The organism is Ruegeria sp. CDSC025, from assembly GCF_059610805.1.
In genome coordinates, this window is the sequence record NZ_JBXWOJ010000008.1 from 128924 (window position 1) to 144773 (window position 15850).

At 55.7% G+C, this 15850-nt stretch carries 18 protein-coding genes; 8 read left to right on the forward strand and 10 right to left on the reverse strand.

Going from position 1 to position 15850, the window contains the following annotated elements:
• Window positions 1–81 precede the first annotated feature (81 nt).
• Together mutY and AC2FH8_RS13095 are read left to right on the forward strand one after the other, a co-directional pair.
• Window positions 82–1137, forward strand: coding sequence for an A/G-specific adenine glycosylase (gene mutY / locus AC2FH8_RS13090; RefSeq protein WP_496689940.1), 1056 nt, complete (start codon window positions 82–84; stop codon window positions 1135–1137).
• A gap of 58 nt (window positions 1138–1195) precedes the next feature.
• Window positions 1196–2332, forward strand: coding sequence for an alkane 1-monooxygenase (locus AC2FH8_RS13095; protein ID WP_496677844.1), 1137 nt, complete (start codon window positions 1196–1198; stop codon window positions 2330–2332).
• 84 nt (window positions 2333–2416) lie between these two features.
• Here the strand turns inward: AC2FH8_RS13095 and AC2FH8_RS13100 are convergent, their stop codons facing one another.
• From AC2FH8_RS13100 to AC2FH8_RS13115, 4 genes are all read right to left on the reverse strand, one after another.
• Complete coding sequence (locus tag AC2FH8_RS13100) at window positions 2417–3799, reverse strand: adenylate/guanylate cyclase domain-containing protein (RefSeq protein WP_496689941.1); 1383 nt, start codon at window positions 3797–3799, stop codon at window positions 2417–2419.
• 145 nt (window positions 3800–3944) lie between these two features.
• A complete protein-coding gene (locus AC2FH8_RS13105) occupies window positions 3945–5048 on the reverse strand; it encodes a site-specific DNA-methyltransferase (RefSeq protein WP_142637139.1) in 1104 nt (367 codons plus the stop codon).
• 106 nt (window positions 5049–5154) lie between these two features.
• Window positions 5155–5772, reverse strand: coding sequence for a ribonuclease HII (rnhB, locus tag AC2FH8_RS13110; RefSeq protein WP_496689942.1), 618 nt, complete (start codon window positions 5770–5772; stop codon window positions 5155–5157).
• Between the two features lie 109 nt (window positions 5773–5881).
• Entirely contained in the window at window positions 5882–6370 is a 489-nt protein-coding gene (locus AC2FH8_RS13115) for a hypothetical protein (protein WP_496689943.1), read from the reverse strand.
• Window positions 6371–6545: 175 nt separating this feature from the next.
• Between AC2FH8_RS13115 and AC2FH8_RS13120 the strand changes: the two genes are divergently transcribed.
• From AC2FH8_RS13120 to AC2FH8_RS13130, 3 genes are all read left to right on the forward strand, one after another.
• Window positions 6546–6833, forward strand: coding sequence for a hypothetical protein (locus AC2FH8_RS13120; protein ID WP_496689944.1), 288 nt, complete (start codon window positions 6546–6548; stop codon window positions 6831–6833).
• Window positions 6805–7506 carry a winged helix-turn-helix domain-containing protein gene (locus AC2FH8_RS13125; protein WP_496689945.1) on the forward strand — a complete coding sequence of 234 codons (702 nt, stop codon included), beginning with the start codon at window positions 6805–6807 and terminating at the stop codon, window positions 7504–7506. Before AC2FH8_RS13120 ends, AC2FH8_RS13125 begins: the two co-directional genes overlap by 29 nt.
• Before the next feature lie 82 nt (window positions 7507–7588).
• Window positions 7589–9160, forward strand: coding sequence for a DUF427 domain-containing protein (locus tag AC2FH8_RS13130; RefSeq protein ID WP_496689946.1), 1572 nt, complete (start codon window positions 7589–7591; stop codon window positions 9158–9160).
• Window positions 9161–9209: 49 nt separating this feature from the next.
• Here AC2FH8_RS13130 and AC2FH8_RS13135 read toward each other — a convergent pair whose 3' ends face one another.
• The 6 genes from AC2FH8_RS13135 to AC2FH8_RS13160 form a co-directional block, all read right to left on the reverse strand.
• The gene (locus tag AC2FH8_RS13135; protein ID WP_271949615.1) at window positions 9210–10001 is read right to left on the reverse strand and encodes a DUF1217 domain-containing protein; all 792 of its coding nucleotides are present in this window, start codon (window positions 9999–10001) and stop codon (window positions 9210–9212) included.
• Window positions 9998–10399: a flagellar biosynthesis repressor FlbT gene (flbT, locus tag AC2FH8_RS13140; RefSeq protein ID WP_271949613.1), complete on the reverse strand. Its 402-nt coding sequence runs from the start codon at window positions 10397–10399 to the stop codon at window positions 9998–10000. Before flbT ends, AC2FH8_RS13135 begins: the two co-directional genes overlap by 4 nt.
• On the reverse strand, window positions 10399–10773 hold the full coding sequence (flaF, locus tag AC2FH8_RS13145; RefSeq protein ID WP_496689947.1) for a flagellar biosynthesis regulator FlaF: 375 nt from the start codon (window positions 10771–10773) through the stop codon (window positions 10399–10401). The genes flbT and flaF overlap by 1 nt, the downstream gene beginning before the upstream one ends.
• A gap of 77 nt (window positions 10774–10850) precedes the next feature.
• Entirely contained in the window at window positions 10851–12098 is a 1248-nt protein-coding gene (locus tag AC2FH8_RS13150; protein ID WP_271949609.1) for a flagellin N-terminal helical domain-containing protein, read from the reverse strand.
• A gap of 209 nt (window positions 12099–12307) precedes the next feature.
• The gene (locus AC2FH8_RS13155; RefSeq protein ID WP_281973048.1) at window positions 12308–12667 is read right to left on the reverse strand and encodes a flagellar biosynthesis protein FlgN; all 360 of its coding nucleotides are present in this window, start codon (window positions 12665–12667) and stop codon (window positions 12308–12310) included.
• Complete coding sequence (locus tag AC2FH8_RS13160) at window positions 12660–12932, reverse strand: rod-binding protein (RefSeq protein WP_142637161.1); 273 nt, start codon at window positions 12930–12932, stop codon at window positions 12660–12662. Before AC2FH8_RS13160 ends, AC2FH8_RS13155 begins: the two co-directional genes overlap by 8 nt.
• 112 nt (window positions 12933–13044) lie before the next feature.
• Here AC2FH8_RS13160 and AC2FH8_RS13165 point away from each other — a divergent pair, with 112 nt between their 5' ends.
• From AC2FH8_RS13165 to AC2FH8_RS13175, 3 genes are read left to right on the forward strand one after another with little or no spacing between them, the layout of a single operon-like run.
• Window positions 13045–14256, forward strand: coding sequence for a flagellar hook-length control protein FliK (locus AC2FH8_RS13165; protein ID WP_496689948.1), 1212 nt, complete (start codon window positions 13045–13047; stop codon window positions 14254–14256).
• A 2-nt stretch (window positions 14257–14258) separates the two neighbouring features.
• The gene (locus AC2FH8_RS13170; protein ID WP_496689949.1) at window positions 14259–14924 is read left to right on the forward strand and encodes a flagellar hook capping FlgD N-terminal domain-containing protein; all 666 of its coding nucleotides are present in this window, start codon (window positions 14259–14261) and stop codon (window positions 14922–14924) included.
• A 54-nt stretch (window positions 14925–14978) separates the two neighbouring features.
• A complete protein-coding gene (locus AC2FH8_RS13175) occupies window positions 14979–15848 on the forward strand; it encodes a phosphotransferase family protein (RefSeq protein WP_496689950.1) in 870 nt (289 codons plus the stop codon).
• Window positions 15849–15850 lie beyond the last annotated feature (2 nt).

The following is a 15850-nucleotide window of genomic DNA, read 5'->3' on the forward strand; positions in this document are numbered from 1 at the left end:
CTGGTTTCCAACTCCTGTCTCTCTATTGTAAAGGGCAGAACACCGGGCGCCAGCGAAACCCGACAAGGAGATATGTAAAACTTGCGTGACACCCACGAAATTGACTTCAACGATGAATTGCTGGCCTGGTACGACCGCAATGCCCGTGAAATGCCATGGCGCATCGGTCCTGCCGATAGGTCTTCCGGAATGCGTCCTGACCCCTATCGGGTTTGGCTGTCCGAAGTCATGCTACAGCAGACAACTGTGGCAGCGGTGCACGACTATTTCCTGCGGTTCACATCCCGGTGGCCGACAGTTGAATCACTGGCCGCAGCGCCTGACGAGCAGGTCATGGGGGAATGGGCCGGTCTGGGATATTATGCCCGCGCCCGCAATCTGCTGAAATGCGCGCGCGTTGTGGCTGAAAGTCATGATGGCTGTTTTCCCGACTCACACGATGAGCTGCTGAACCTGCCGGGCATAGGCCCGTATACAGCCGCCGCGATTGCAGCCATTGCCTTTGATCGTCCGGAAACCGTGTTGGACGGCAATGTCGAACGTGTCATAGCCCGCCTATACGACATTCACGATCCGCTGCCGGGGTCAAAACCACAACTCAAGCAACGTGCAGCTGCATTGACCCCAGCGGTGCGTCCGGGCGACTATGCACAGGCCGTGATGGATCTGGGTGCGACTGTCTGCACCCCAAGATCCCCGGCATGCGGGATATGTCCAATGCGCACGCGTTGCCGCTCCCACGCTGCGGGTACCCAGGCCGATCTGCCCCGCAAAACACCGAAAAAGCCAAAACCCACACGTTATGGCCATGTCTACATCACCCAGACAGCGGACGGGGCGATGTTGCTTGAACGCCGCCCAGACAAAGGGCTTTTGGGCGGTATGCTGGGATGGCCGGGATCCGAATGGTCCGATGCGCCGTCTGACACCGCGCCGTTTGCGGCGGACTGGCGGGTTCTACCGGGCGAAGTGCGCCACACGTTCACGCATTTCCACCTGATCCTGCAGGTTTGGGCAACCTCTTTACCGCCCGGTGCGGCACCGGAGGACATGATCTTGCTTGATAAACATGCCTTTCGGCCCAGCGATCTGCCGACGGTCATGCGCAAGGCATTTGACCTCTGGCGCAACCAGTAACACATTATGCTGAAACACGATCTACGGATAGTCTGTCCCGCGTCGACCGGAGCTTTTGATGATCGCATCTGAAACATTGACTCGCTGGCAATCCACCCTTCCATTCTGGGTCTCGTTTTTGCTGATTCCATTGATTTGGGCCACGGCCTTTGTGGGTGGCTGGTGGGTCTTGCTGGTGCCGCTTTCAACATGGTGGATATTTGCCGCGCTGGATCAGCTCACCGGGCTCGACCTCGAAAATGCGGACCCAGATACGCCGGACAGCATGTTGCGCTGGTATATCCTGCTGACCAAAGCCTGGGTTCCGGTACAGTTCCTGACCCTTTACGGGCTGCTTTGGTATGTGACGCACAGCTCTCACCTGTCTTCGCCAGAAAAGATCGGCCTGTTCTTTGGCATGGGTGTGATCTCGGGGACGATTGGAATCAACTACAGCCACGAACTGATGCACCAGAAGGGCCGACTGGAGCGCGGGCTTGGCGACATCCTGCTGGCCATGGTCTTGTACTCGCACTTCCGGTCCGAACATTTGCTGGTTCACCACCGCTATGTCGGAACCCCGCGCGATCCGGTAACAGCACGATACAACGAAGGCTTTCATCGCTTCTATCCGCGCGTTCTGTGGCAATGTCTGGCCTCCGCCTTTCATGCAGAGCGCGAGAAACTGGCGCGCAAGAACCAACCCTGGACTGACCGCGCAAACCCGTTCTGGCGGTATTGGATGTTACAGTGTGGTATGCTGACCCTGGCAGGTTTGATTGGAGGATGGTCCGGCCTTGTCCTGTTCCTGATTCAGGCCGGCGTCGCCATCTGGCAGCTTGAACTGGTGAACTATGTCGAACATTACGGGCTGACCCGAAAATATCTGGGCCAGGGGAAATACGAACACGTCCTGCCCTGTCATTCGTGGAACGCGTCGCAAAAAGCGTCGAACTGGCTGCTGATCAATCTACAGCGCCACTCGGACCATCACTACAAACCCAACCGTCGATTTCCACTGCTTCAACATCACGATCAGAACACCGCACCACAACTGCCCTACGGATACCCAGTGATGACGATCGCCGCGATGATCCCACCGCTCTGGCGGCGTGTCATGAACCCCCGTGTGCGGGATTGGCGGCGCAGGTACTACCCCGAAGTCACAGACTGGCAACCCTACAACAAGTCACAAAACCCGATGCCAGGGTCCTGACCGCAGCGCGCCTCGGCGCGCTGCCCGGCCCAACGACTGGCCCTGCGTCTTTGATGCGTGATCCATCGACGAGAGAGCCCTGAGCTACATCACCCAGATATCCATCGGGTATTCAACACCGCGCACAGGGTGGCCCTTGTTTTCGGTAAATTCGGCTGTCAGTTCGGAGGCACTGCTCCCTTCCTGCTCAAGCTGCAGGCGCACCGCATCACTCAGCACGATCCGGACCTGCAGCTCGCGGGTCATTGCCTCAAGTTTCGCAGCGACATTTACCGCATCACCGATCACAGCAAATTCCAGACGGTTGGCGCCAATATCCCCCAGAACAACCGAGCCATAATGGACACCGATGCCAACATGAATCTCGGGCTCTCCGGCACGTCTACGTTCTATGTTCCACCGGTCAATCACAGTCACCATGCCGCGCGCGCAGGATACCGCGTTGGTCGCATCCAACGGTGTCGTCACCGGGGTCCCGAAAGTTGCCATAAGACCATCGCCCAAGTACTTGTCCAATGTCCCATGATGGCGGAACACTTCGGCCTCCATCCTGGCGTGAAATCCACGCAGCACCTCGATCACGTCATAAGGATCACGACCCGCCGCATATTTGGTGAACCCCACAATATCTATGAAGAGCACTGCGACATTCTCTTTTCGCACCTGTTTGAGCGGATCATCATTTTGGCTCAGTTCCTCCACCACATTTGGTGAGAAATATCGCGACAGGTTCGCTCGTTCCCGTTCCAACCCAGCATTGGTCATCAGCAGATGATTGAGCCGCCGCATCGACACGCCCAGCGTCACCGCCACCATCAGGAACACAATCACTTGCTGTATTCGGTCGTGAACCTCAAAGCTGTTTGGATCCAACATCTCGGCTACATCCGGATACCCCTGCAAGGCCTCGGCCACTTTCTCACTTATGCCGGGAATCGGAAACGCAACCCACCAGGCGATCACCCATCCGGTAGTCCAGATTATTGCAGTCCATGTGCCTATGGCAATCACCGTGCGCCAGGAATAGGCCATGGTTCCTGCTGCAAGAATGACGAAGAAATACTGAAAGTTGTCAAACCGGAATTGCATTGCCAATGGGCGCACATCATCGCTGAACGGGTTGGGAATGATCATTCCCAAAGTCATAATCAAAAGGTCAACAAAGATTAGTAGCAACTCTGTCCGAGATTGCCCTACACGGCCTGCCCGTCGGATCATCCAACCATTTGCGCAAATCAGCAAAAGGATGAAATGATACCAAAGGACCTCCCAATGCGGGTTCAGGTATATCAGCAAAAGGCCAGTCAGACCCATTGCGATCCAGCGGGCCCGGACAGCAAGCTCCAGCCCCTCGCGCTTGTGCCGTTCCAGCGCAGCTTCGGTGTATTTATTCTCGATTTCTACTTCGTTCGGACGGGTGAAAAAGAACCGCCTAGCCCGAGGTTCGCTGGCTGCTGTGTCCGACATTGCGAAAGCTCCTACACTGCGCCGATTGCTTCAATAGGCTCATATCGGAACTCATCAGGGAAAGAAACAAAAGACCCCGCCGTTGATCGGCGGGGCAAGGCTTAGTGCCTTGTGTCAGGCCACAGGCACCGGCGGTATTGGTCTATCAGTTGTGCATCTCGGACCGGATCTGCTGACGCAAGACGTCGATCGGCACGGTTTTGCCGTCGCGCTTGAAGCACCAGTAGGTCCAGCCGTTGCAGGAGGGCGCATTCTCGAGATGGGCGCCAACCTGATGGATCGAACCCTTGATATTTTGCCCCACCAGTGTCCCATCGGCGCGGACCTTGGCCTTGTGACGCTGGTTCATGGAATAGAGTTCCTCGCCCGGGCGTAGCATGCCGCGTTCGACCAACTGGCCAAAGGGCACGCGTGGCTCGGCGCGTTTGCTGGCGCTGACCTCCAGCGCCTCGCGGTCGAATTTACGCACTTTCGCGATGCGCTTTTCGGCCACTTTGCGATAACTTTCTTCGCGCTCAATCCCGATGAATTCGCGACCCAGCATCTTGGCCACGGCCCCTGTAGTCCCGGTGCCAAAGAACGGGTCCAGAATAACGTCACCCGGATTGGTTGATCCAACCAGCACGCGGTGCAGCAATGATTCCGGTTTCTGCGTCGGATGCGCCTTGTCGCCGTTTTCATCCTTGAGCCGTTCATGGCCAGTGCAGATCGGCAGCACCCAGTCGCTGCGCATCTGGACGCCTTCGTTCAACGCTTTCAGTGCCTCATAGTTGAAGGTGTATTTCGCCCCTTCACGCTTGGAGGCCCAGATCATTGTCTCATGCGCATTGGTGAACCGCTTGCCACGGAAATTCGGCATCGGGTTCGATTTACGCCAAACTACATCGTTGAGGATCCAATACCCAGCATCCTGCAACGCAGACCCAACACGGAAAATGTTGTGATACGATCCAATCACCCAGATCGCGCCATTGGGCTTCAGCAGGCGATGGGCCGCCTTCAGCCATTCCCGCGTGAACTGGTCGTAGACGCCAAAGCTGGAAAACTGGTCCCAGTGATCATCGACTGCATCCACTTGGCTGTTATCGGGGCGGTGCAGTTGCCCTTTCAACTGCAGATTATATGGGGGATCGGCAAAAATCAGGTCAACCGAAGCCTCGGGCAGACTGTTCATCACTTCGATGCAGTCCCCGGATAGGATCGTGTTTACAGGGAGCGCTGTCGCGCCCTTTTTGGTAGTCGTTGTCATATCGCTGCCTCAAGTTCCACGGCGCTTATGCGCTCATTTGGTTGAGACAAGGATGAGTCAAAGACGATTCGCCGTCAATTTCTTTTTTGAATCAGCGGCTTACGATTTACTCTTGATACAACATATTGTGGACGGGCTTGAACGAAACTCTATGGTGAGGGGTCACACCAAGATTTCGCAGCGCATCCTTGTGTTGTTTTGACGGATAACCGGCATTTGTCTCCCAGCCGTATCCCGGATGCTGTTGCGCCAAATCCACCATCAGTTGATCGCGCCAGTTTTTGGCAAGGATCGAAGCTGCGGCGATCGACACGGAATGGGCATCGCCTTTGACCACTGCTTGCGCCGGAATGGCCAGTCTGCGCGGAATCATATTTCCGTCGATCAACAGATAATCAGGGGGGGGATCCAGCGCCGCCACCGCGCGCTCCATTGCCAGATGCGAGGCACGCAAGATGTTGTGCTCATCAATCTCGGCCACCGAAGCCTCGGCCACCGCGAATTCGGCGCAGCCACGCAGGGCAGTATCCAATGCGGCCCGGCGCTTGGCCGAGAGTTTCTTTGAATCGTTCAGACCTTGGGGAATTTCCGCGGGGTTCAGGACCACCGCCGCCGCCACAACAGGACCGGCCAGCGGACCTCGGCCAACCTCATCGACACCGGCAATCCGCAGATATCCCTGCGCAAGAGCGGCTTTTTCAATCTCATAATCTGGTGTGGTCATGTTTTGGGAAAATCCTGTTTTCCCCCATTGCGCAAGAAAAAAGAGAGGACAGCAATCGCTGCCCTCTCCGACGTGATGCTTCTAAGGCACCACTCCTGCTCGAACCGTATTACTTGTAAACGACGCGGTATCCCTGTTGGCGCAGGCACGCGGGTTCATAGGCCCGCTTGACCTTATTGCCATTCCAGAAACCGACCTTGCACTTTTTGGGCAGGCTATTGGCGTATTTGTAGTGCTTATCCAGGCAGCGCGTCCCCAGAAGCGGGCGCTTTTTGCCATAGCCCTTGAAGGTTTCCATGCACCGTTGCGGCAGACTATAGCGCGCAACGCGCTCGGGCAAGGGACGGATATGGTTCGGCCGATGCCTGGGGGTCCTCTGGATGTGCTGTTTGGGGGCCTGATACACGTGGTTGTAGTTGCGGGTAACCTTTTTGCTGTCGCCTTGCTTGTCAAAATGATGGATGGCAGCGCCAATCAAGGCAATCGCCGCCAGCCCGCCAAGAATATCTTCTGCATCAGCGGCACGGGCCTGGGATGCAGAAACGCCGGTGATTGCGACTGCAGAGGCGATGATCAGAGCGATGAATTTCTTATGCATGGTGCTGTCCTTTCGGGTACTCGGTGGACGTGATGACAGTCCGTAAATTCGATAACCCGACATTGGGGGTGTCCCCTTCAGACAAGCAATAACGCCGTTTTGTTATCTGATATCAGACCGCGAAACCCCTTTGCGTTATTGAATATCAACCAAAGCCATGCGCAGGATGCGGCCTATGAAACAGATCCTCTCTTCTCTGGCCATCGGGGCCCTGATATCGCTTAGTTCCATGGCGTCAGCAGCGGACTGCTATGCCGATTACAAGGCCAAGCAGGACAATCCGTTGCGCCTGCATTATGGCGTCATGCAGGTTTCGTCCTGCGGCAAAGGAAAAGCCAAAAAAGAGGTCGCGCAACGGCTGCGCGGCTCGGGCTGGACCCTGCTGAACGTCATGTCCGTTTTTGGGCCGGAAGGGTTGGATAAAAGGAAGGCCAATGCCGGAAAATTCTATCTCCGTTACTGAGGCACGGCGCTCGGGCGTCAGGTTGGTTGGCGCGGGCATCACGGTAATCGTTGTCATACTTGTGGCCTCTGCCGCCTTTCTGTTGTGGACATTGCCAGATGCAAACGCGTTCAATGCCCGCGTCGAACGTCTGTTCGTCGAGAGTGATCTGACCTCGCAGACCGAGATTCGCCTACTCGAGATTCTGGCCCAGTCCGGCACTGCCTTTGCCGATACATTGTCCAGTTACCGCATGGTTATCTTTGTTTTGCTGGTTTTCGCCACTGCAATGCTGATTGCTGCGCTGGTGTTTCTGGTCATGCTGGTGCTGTTGAACCGACGCATGGCACAGATTGAGCGCACTGGGATTCAGGTCACTTCACTTTTGATCAGCCGGGAAGAGAATACCGTCTATCTCAATAACATGGATTTCAAACTGACAGCGTCGGCGATGGAAACCCTGTCAGTTCTTGCCGAATCCCGGTTGGATGACGAGGTTCTATCCGGCATTCAGATCGAGGCGATGATTTCCGGCAAAAGCACAGCTGATTGTGACGAGGCTGCTGGCGCGACGCGGATCAAGCGCCTGCGCGATGCTTTGGGCAATCAGATGGTCAGCGAGTTGCTGGTCAAGAACATTGCTAAAAAAGGCTATATGTTGTCGATCGAAAAAGACGTCATTCAGATGATTTGATATTGGGAAAATCCTGCTCTGCCCCTTGGAAAACACGGATCAAACGCCCATCCTATAAAGACCCGTGCCGGGGAGGATGATTATGAACGTTCACGTGACTCCAAATATCAAAGGCTATGGGATCTCGGTCGAACCACTTGTCGGCCGTATCGCAATCTACCGGGATGAGATCCTTCTGGCTGAAAGCTTTGATGCCAAGGTAATGTACGAAACTCGGTTGCCGCCGATGATCTACATCCCCCGTCAGGATGTACATGTCGATCTCAGCGATGAGACCGAACTTCAGACATTCTGCCCGTTCAAAGGCACCGCCACTTACCACGATGTCGTTCTGGCGGATCAACGATTGGCCAACTCCGTCTGGGCCTACGAGAACGCCCTGCCCGAAAGCGCCGCGATCCAGGGCCATATCGGCTTTATGCCCACCGCATATACGCGGATTGAGCTGGGTGAAAACAACCTGCGCAACCCGGAAGACGGCAATATCAGCGGGCCGCTGATTGATTGGCTGATGCGGGGGGCCAGTGATCTAAGCACGCCCGAAGCATTCACCAAAGCGCTGGCCGAGAAGATGCTAGAACATGGAATTGCCATTCAGCGCCTCAGTATCCTTGCCTGGTCCCTACATCCGCTGATCGCGGGCAAACACTATATTTGGGAAAAAGGTGAGGCCGAGATTTCGACCAATGTGCCCACCTATGAAATCCACGACCACCCCGCCTATATCAACAGCCCTCTGCGCCACGTGTCCAACGGTATGGGCGGCGTGCGCCAAAGGCTGAATGACGAGAACCCTCAGCACAGCTTTCCAATCATGGAAGACCTGCGCGCCAAAGGGGCGACTGACTATGTCGCGATGCCCCTGCCATTTTCAGACGGGCGCACCAATGTCTTGACGCTGACTTGCGATCACCCCGACGGGTTCACAACGGCCAATCTTGGGCTGGTGTTCGAATGCTCCTCGGTGATTGCCCGGTTCTACGAAGTCTTCATGCAGCGCGAAAACGCCCAGGTATTGCTGGAAACCTATGTCGGAAAGCGGACCGGAGCGCGTGTCCTGGGCGGAGAAATCCGTCGTGGCGACGGGGATGAGATTGATGCAGCCATCATGTTCTGCGACTTGCGCAATTCTACCCTGTTGGAAGAAAAGCTGGGCCGCGCCGCCTATATCAATCTGCTGAATGACTTCTTTGAAACGGTCTCGGACATCGTCGACGAAAACGGTGGTGAAGTTCTGAAATTCATCGGGGACGCTGTTCTTGCTGTATTCCCGGCAGGCGAAGATTCTGCTTTAGCCCGCGAAAACGCGCAGCGATCAGCAGTTGGAATCGTTGAAAGGTTAGGAGAGCTGCGCAAGTCTGGGTCCGACATGCATTGCGATTGTTCGATTGGCGTCGCCTATGGGCGCGTAACCTACGGCAATATCGGGTCGCGCGAACGGTTGGACTTCACCGTGATCGGACAAGCTGCGAACGTCGCCGCCCGACTTGGGGAATACAGCAAGATCGTAAATCACAGGATTGTTGTGACCAAAGACATCGTGCCGGCCTGTACAGACGCTTTGCCACTTGGAGAGGTCAAGCTGCACAACGTGTCACAACCCGTGTGCTCATACGCGCTCAAAACCTCGGCGGACGCGATTCTGAACGGATAGTCGCGCGAAGTTGCGTTTGATACTCACGCATCTTGCGATAGGGACAGCATTATCCGCCCAGCAGAAGCAACGCGGTTTGGGCCGGGGAAATTGTGCTTTGAAGCTGCGTGATCTGACTGCGCGCAAGGTATCTGTCGGTCAAATCCCCGATCGCCTCTTCATCCGCGAACTGCGCTAAATCGTCAGATCCAGTCAGGTTCGACAACCTATCCTTGAACACCTCAAGCTGCTTGTCGATGTCCAACTGACCAAAGCTTGAGGGCAGCCCAAGCGCCGTCTCCATCATCTTTCGCAACGGCGGAAGGCCCATCAAGTCGAACCATTTCGTGTCACCACTGCTGTCTTGCGATGCCAACTCAGCCAGCGCATGTTGTGCATACAGGGATATGCGCATTGACTCGTCCTGTTCACCCACGGCGACCTCAAAGCGTGAGGTCACGTTGTCCCGGGCAATATCCTCCATAAATGTCGAAAGAATGGTTCTTCGAATTTCGCCAGGGCCCAGTCCAAATGCCTCAGAGAATTCACGGTATCTTTTATCAGATAGGCGATTGGACAATGCATCATCTGCGCTCGTTCCATCTGACAGGATTTTCTGGATGAAATAGCGGTTGTCGATGTCGCTCTCCAGACCAAATGCGCCCAAGGCAACCTGTAGCAGCCGGCGGTCAGAAACCAGATCTTCAGCCGTCTGAACCTTGCCGATGTTTTCCCGGAAATACGTCGCCTCACGCTCATTGACCGACGAAGAGGAAAAGCTGTTCAACTGGCCTTCGTAGGTGCGTTGAAGGAACCGCCAGCCAACAATGCCACCTGAGGGTATGACCGGCTGAAAGGTCATTGCTGGTAGGCCATGAGGCGCTCTTCTCGCGGTAGCAGAGCACGCAGGGATTTAAGGCATTTGTAATACTGCTCGGCCAACAAGGCTTCGGTTGCCTCGGCCAAAACTCTGCGGCTGTCCGCATCCGTAAACACTTGGCTCAACTCTTCCACCCGACGCAGCAGTTGTTGGCGGGCGCTTTCAGCTTCCATGTCTCCAGACAGAACCAGTTGCGTCGCATAGCACACTCTGCGAACGGGTGTGTTCACCTCATCAGGATGTATCGCATCGCGCAAACGCAGGACATTTGCCTGTGGTGTCATGATTGAAAACCGACTTCTACGATCGCCGTTTTCCACAACTACACCATTAATCAGCACCCGTTCTTTTGGGGCAAGCTTCAATACCAAACCCGCCATCAGTTCGCACCCATTTGCCGAAGGCCTTTAAGAACGGCCATGTTTATTTCCAGAAGGGGCTCTACCGAAGCCTTATTGCTGAGTATCTGGCTGCTGTGCTGTTCGGTGAACTCAGCAAGATAGAAAATCCGGGCGCGAAGGTCATTCGGCAAGGCGTTATTGGAATCGGCGACCCCGTTTGCCAACACAGACCAAAGCCTCCGGTTTTCATGCAAAGCCTGAACAAACGCTTCAAAGTCGGTTTTGTGCCGCGCGGCCGCAGCCTTCAACCGATGCGTGATCTTGGAAATCGCCTCATATTCCGTATCACGCGGTGTGCGCGTCGGAGCAGCGGCCTGCGCATAGACGCGTTGTGCAAGAGTTTGCGGTGTCACTTGAAATCCTTCCAAAAGGCCGTCTTACGGCGGTCAAAGCCGGGGCGCGTCTCCACGCCCCGGCCAGGGTCCTGAACTTAGCGGAACAGAGACAGGATCGACTGCGGCGCCTGGTTGGCAATCGACAACGACTGCGTTGCCAGTTGCTGCTGTACCTGCAGGGCCTGCAGACGGGCCGAAGTTTCTTCCATATCGGCGTCAACCAGCGCTCCGATACCGGACTTGAACGAGTCAGAAAGATTCGAGATGAATTCTTTCTGCGTTTCGATCCGGCCCTGAGACGAACCAAACGCCGCAGATGCATCAATGGACGTGTCGATCAAGGTTTCGATAGTGCCCAGCGCCGCCTGAGCACCAGCATCTGTCGAAACATCAATCGAAGCCAACGCCCCCAGGCCACCTGCATTGGCATTGGTGAACTGCGCCGAGACAGTAACGTCCCGATCAGCGTCGGCGCCAGCCGTCGCAGCACCGGTTACAAATGTCAAAGTGCCCGGGTTGGCCGAGTCATAGTCGATTGCGACACCCGTGATCCCCAAGGAATCGATCTGATTTTTCAGGCCAACGGCAACAATGGCATCCGTATAAGCGGCGTCATATGTTCCAGATGGGTCCAGATCAGCAGCTTGCACCGTGTAGGACGCAACCTTGTCACCAATAGTGATCGAGATCTTGTCACCAGCAGCAAAGTTGTCCGTTGAACTGTCCACCACGATATCGCCGGTTCCACCAGCTTTGTCCATCGTGAAGCCCGCGGCGTCATTGTCGGTTGTGACGTTGTCCGAGCCGGCCAGAACACCTTTGCTGGCATACCCACCTGTGGACAGGTTCTGCGAAGCCACCGAAATCGAAGATGCGGTTACGTTGCCACTGGAGTCACGATCCAGAGACGACAGGATCGAGGCTGTACCCGCCGAACCGTCAACCAGGTTAAGCCCGTTAAACTGCGCCGCTCCAACCACCGATGCGATCTGATCTTTAAGAGCAGTCACGTCGTCATTGATTTTGCCGCGGTCAACGTTGTCTTCCTGTGCCGCAACGATCTTCTCTTTCATCTGGGACAGCAGGTCAGTGACTGTCTCGGACGCATTCCGGGCCACCGCAACGGTCGATTCACCCAGTGCCAAACTGTCTTTGATGGCGTTGAACCCCTTAACGTCCGACTCCATGACTTTGGAAATCGCCCAGACGGCTGAATTGTCCTTGGCTGTGGCGACGTCCTTACCAGTTGAAATCGCGTTCTGGGTCTGCGCCAGGTTCCTGTTGACCGATTTCAGGGTTTGCAGCGCAACCATTGCGCCGTTGTTTGTCAGAATGCTGGACATAGCTTTCTTCCTTTTCCGTTCGGGCCTTTTGCGCCCTTGCTTACCCCGCAACATGTACGGGCTTTGACGTCTTTCTGATCACTGCGACCCGCCGTCGGGCTTTTCGCGCCATCTGAGTTTCCAGATGCAGGATCACCTTTGACGCCGATCTCCTAACGGAGTGCTAAGACTCGAAAATCAGAAAGCTCGGATTTGATTCAATCCTCGCGCTAGGCCCGCTTTTCCAGCTTTGCGTGACTGCGAACGGTAAAATCGCTGCGTTGCCCATCCGCTCCATAAGTACTGAATTCCTGACGCACTCGGCGCAGTTCAGCCATGCGCCCGGCAACCGCCCGAATCCCTTCGGCCGCGCTGTTAAGCAGAGCCTGATTCCGGTCGACTTTCTTTTGAACCCCGATCAGTTCATCACTATCAATCACCTCAAGATCATTGATCGCACCGATCAGCTTTTCCTTTTCCGGGACCATGTGATTCAACCGATCCAGATCCCCGGTCACCAAGGCGTTGCGTTCAAGGTCCAGAACTTCTTCAAGAGATTTGATCAGGTCATGTTCAGACTTGTTAGGCATTGGTATTCTCCATCATGGACTGAAACAGGATTTCGGACAGGCCAACACCGCCGGACCTGGCAAGCTGCAGTGCCTGCTGCTGAACAAGAAACGATGAAAACTGGTCTTCACCCGCACCGCCGCCGAACGAATCTCGGGATTCGCCCAGACCTGCGGACTTAAGCATTTCAGACAGGAACGCCGCCTCAAGCTCTACCGCAGCATCTTTCAGCTTTTGCTCAACAGACAAGGGCTGCGGCGCCGCTGGAATACCAGATAGCTTCATAGCTTTCTCCAAAAATTGCATCGAACTTTCTGGATCAAAGATGAAAGCGGTTAAAATAAACGTAACTTCCTGCGGGCAAATTCCTGGTTACGCAAACCGGAGCCGGAGCAAAATGCCCAACCCTCTTATATTGTCCACACCCTCGACCGCCAGCGCCGCAAAATCTGAAACTGCCGCCAAGGGACACCCAATCTCGGAAGCGGCTGACACCTTTGCTGAGGTAATGGAGCAGGAATTGCAGCGTTCCGAAGGTGACAGCTTGAATGAGGACGTGCCCGAACTGACCAATAATGCCGAGGTGCAGGTTGAAGAGGATGTGGTCGAAGAAGACTCTGTTGATCTTGCGACCAGCCTGTCGGGAAAACCTGTAACTGACCCGCCCACCCGCGCGTCGGCGCAGGACGAAGAGATGGCACCTGAGGAAACGCCGACATCGCTGCCCGAACCTGACAAGGCCGTAATATTCGCAGCGCCAAACAATGCGGCCCCCGATCCTAGGGGTGATGCGCCTGGAAACGCGGCGCAGCGCGCCCGATCTGAGGTTCCGGCTTTGTTGCAGGCGAAAACCGCACAGCAAAAACCGGAACACAATCTGCCGCAAACCACTATTGCAAAGGGCTATCGGACCAAGGCGTCGATACCCTCGGATTCTGCGCCCGGAAAACCCGAAGTGCCAGAACCAAAGCTGGTTTCGCGAGATACACCCGATGCGGCTCAGGCTCCCAAAGCCACCGGTTCACCGCCGACAACACAATCCGTTCCGACATTTGTTCAAATACAACTGATGGCGTCTGCCAAGGTGCAGGACGTTGATTTGGTATCAGACCCGGATGCCGAGGGGATTCTGCCCGCGCGCGAAAGCCAGCCATTTTCAACGGCACGAGATACGTCAGCAAGCCATCAGCACTTTTTAACCTCAGCACGGGCAGAAACGGCGCGGGCAATCGCGGGGCAAATGGCCGCTGCGATACATGCAAGACCACAATCCGGCACGATTGAACTGACCTTGAATCCGGAAGAGCTGGGCAAGATCTCAATCGTCATGAATGGCCGGGATGACGGGTTGCAGATGACGATCGCAGCCGAGCGGCCGGAAACTCTGGAAATGATGAGGCGACATCTTTCGGTTCTTGAGGCTGAGTTCAAAAACCTCGGGCTTGGCGATCTGTCTTTCAATCTGGGTGGTTCGTCAGACGGCCAGTCCGAAAGCGCGGATAGACACGCAGATTCCGGTCTGAATACAACCCAGACCGAAATGGATCAGGCCAGCGAGCCGGTCTTAACCCGGATCGGCCATAGTGGCCGCGTTGATATGAGGCTTTGAGCATGATCACACCCGCACAGAATACAGGCGCTAACGCCACACAGACCCAATCTTCGGCGCAATCTGGAACGTCCGGTCTGGCCTCGGATTTTGAAACCTTCCTTCTGATGCTGACCGCCCAGGCCCGCAACCAAGACCCGCTGGAGCCGCTGGATTCATCAGAATACGCCTCGCAACTGGCTCAGTTCTCGATGGTCGAGCAGCAGGTTCAAACCAACGATCTGCTCTCAGCGCTTGCCTATTCGCTTGGCAGCGTAAACCTTGAAGAGCTTGCCAGCTGGGTCGGGATGGATGTGCGAACCGCCTCGGCCTTTCATTTCGACGGTTCACCAGAAACGCTGTATGCGCAGGCCGACCCCGGGGCGGACAGCGCCTATATGGTGATCCGCAACGAGTCCGACGAGGTCGTTGAACGCATCGCTGTTTCAACGACGGAATCCGAGTTTGTCTGGGCCGGAACCGATGACGATGGCGCCCCGTTACCGGCAGGAAATTACACTGCAACGATGGAAAGTTATGACGGCGATGAACTGCTGTCTGAACGCATCGCCGCAGCTTATAATCAGGTTCTGGAGGCGCAGGTCGGCACTGATGCAGTGTTGCTGACGCTTGCTGGCGGAGAGGTGGTGCCAGCAGGAATAGTCACTGCGGTGCGAACAGGAGCTTGATCTACGGTTAACGACAGGCGAAACCAAGGCAATGCCCGACTCGTTGACTGATTGGTGATCTCCCTGCCTCAAATACCGTCCCCACCGCGCGACCTCGTTGCTCAACTTGTCAGGCTCGGATTTGCCAGCGCTGGGGCACAGTTCGAAACTCTGTATGGTGGCAGGACAAACCGGGTGTGGAAGGTGCTGGGCGACGACAGTGATCAAGTATTGAAACTGTACCGCTCGGACCTGGAAAACCCATTGTTTCGCAACGATCCCGCATTGGAAGCGGCCTGTCTGCGGGCACTGGCTTCTTCTGGGGTTGTGCCGCGATTGCGGGCAACGGGACAAGATGACAACGGATATTGGGTGTTCTACGACCACGCACAGGGCACCCCCTGGCGGTCTGACCCGGCCCCAGTGGCCCGGTTGCTGCACCGCCTGCATTCGCTCAACCCAAATATAGAGAACGCACCCACCGGTAAAAACGGTAGCGCAGATCTGGCCGAACATGGTCAAAGCATTCTGGCGATGTGCACATCGGATCGACGGGCTCAGCTGGAAAAGATGCAACCACAGCATCATATTTTGCGGTCGGATCACACTTGCCTGATTCACGGCGACCCGGTGGCGGGAAACATCCTCGTCGCATCCTCGGGGCTGACGCTGATTGACTGGCAATGCCCAGCCGTTGGTGATCCTTGCGAGGACCTTGCGCTGTTCCTGTCACCCGCCATGCAATATCTTTACAGAGGTGCGGTTTTGACCGTTGAAGAGCAAAAGTCCTTTCTTTCGGCGTATGACCGGCAGGAAACCGTAAACCGCTACCGGTCTTTACGCCGCTGGTACGGGTGGAGGATGGCGGCCTACTGCCTATGGCGCGCAGAACATGGGGCATCAGATTATGAACAAGGGCTCGAGCTGGAACTGGCCGCTTTGTGAAT

Excerpts from the sequence above, each read along its gene's own strand:
- AC2FH8_RS13130 (WP_496689946.1), top strand. The coding sequence starts at position 7,589 with ATGAACGTTCACGTGACTCCAAATATCAAAGGCTATGGGATCTCGGTC.
- AC2FH8_RS13135 (WP_271949615.1), bottom strand. The coding sequence starts at position 10,001 with ATGACCTTTCAGCCGGTCATACCCTCAGGTGGCATTGTTGGCTGGCGG.
- AC2FH8_RS13165 (WP_496689948.1), top strand. The coding sequence starts at position 13,045 with ATGCCCAACCCTCTTATATTGTCCACACCCTCGACCGCCAGCGCCGCA.
- rnhB (WP_496689942.1), bottom strand. The coding sequence starts at position 5,772 with ATGACCACACCAGATTATGAGATTGAAAAAGCCGCTCTTGCGCAGGGA.
- AC2FH8_RS13115 (WP_496689943.1), bottom strand. The coding sequence starts at position 6,370 with ATGCATAAGAAATTCATCGCTCTGATCATCGCCTCTGCAGTCGCAATC.
- flbT (WP_271949613.1), bottom strand. The coding sequence starts at position 10,399 with ATGGCGGGTTTGGTATTGAAGCTTGCCCCAAAAGAACGGGTGCTGATT.
- AC2FH8_RS13170 (WP_496689949.1), top strand. The coding sequence starts at position 14,259 with ATGATCACACCCGCACAGAATACAGGCGCTAACGCCACACAGACCCAA.
- AC2FH8_RS13095 (WP_496677844.1), top strand. The coding sequence starts at position 1,196 with ATGATCGCATCTGAAACATTGACTCGCTGGCAATCCACCCTTCCATTC.
- AC2FH8_RS13160 (WP_142637161.1), bottom strand. The coding sequence starts at position 12,932 with ATGAAGCTATCTGGTATTCCAGCGGCGCCGCAGCCCTTGTCTGTTGAG.
- AC2FH8_RS13150 (WP_271949609.1), bottom strand. The coding sequence starts at position 12,098 with ATGTCCAGCATTCTGACAAACAACGGCGCAATGGTTGCGCTGCAAACC.
- AC2FH8_RS13125 (WP_496689945.1), top strand. The coding sequence starts at position 6,805 with ATGCCGGAAAATTCTATCTCCGTTACTGAGGCACGGCGCTCGGGCGTC.
- AC2FH8_RS13105 (WP_142637139.1), bottom strand. The coding sequence starts at position 5,048 with ATGACAACGACTACCAAAAAGGGCGCGACAGCGCTCCCTGTAAACACG.
- AC2FH8_RS13155 (WP_281973048.1), bottom strand. The coding sequence starts at position 12,667 with ATGCCTAACAAGTCTGAACATGACCTGATCAAATCTCTTGAAGAAGTT.
- AC2FH8_RS13100 (WP_496689941.1), bottom strand. The coding sequence starts at position 3,799 with ATGTCGGACACAGCAGCCAGCGAACCTCGGGCTAGGCGGTTCTTTTTC.
- AC2FH8_RS13120 (WP_496689944.1), top strand. The coding sequence starts at position 6,546 with ATGAAACAGATCCTCTCTTCTCTGGCCATCGGGGCCCTGATATCGCTT.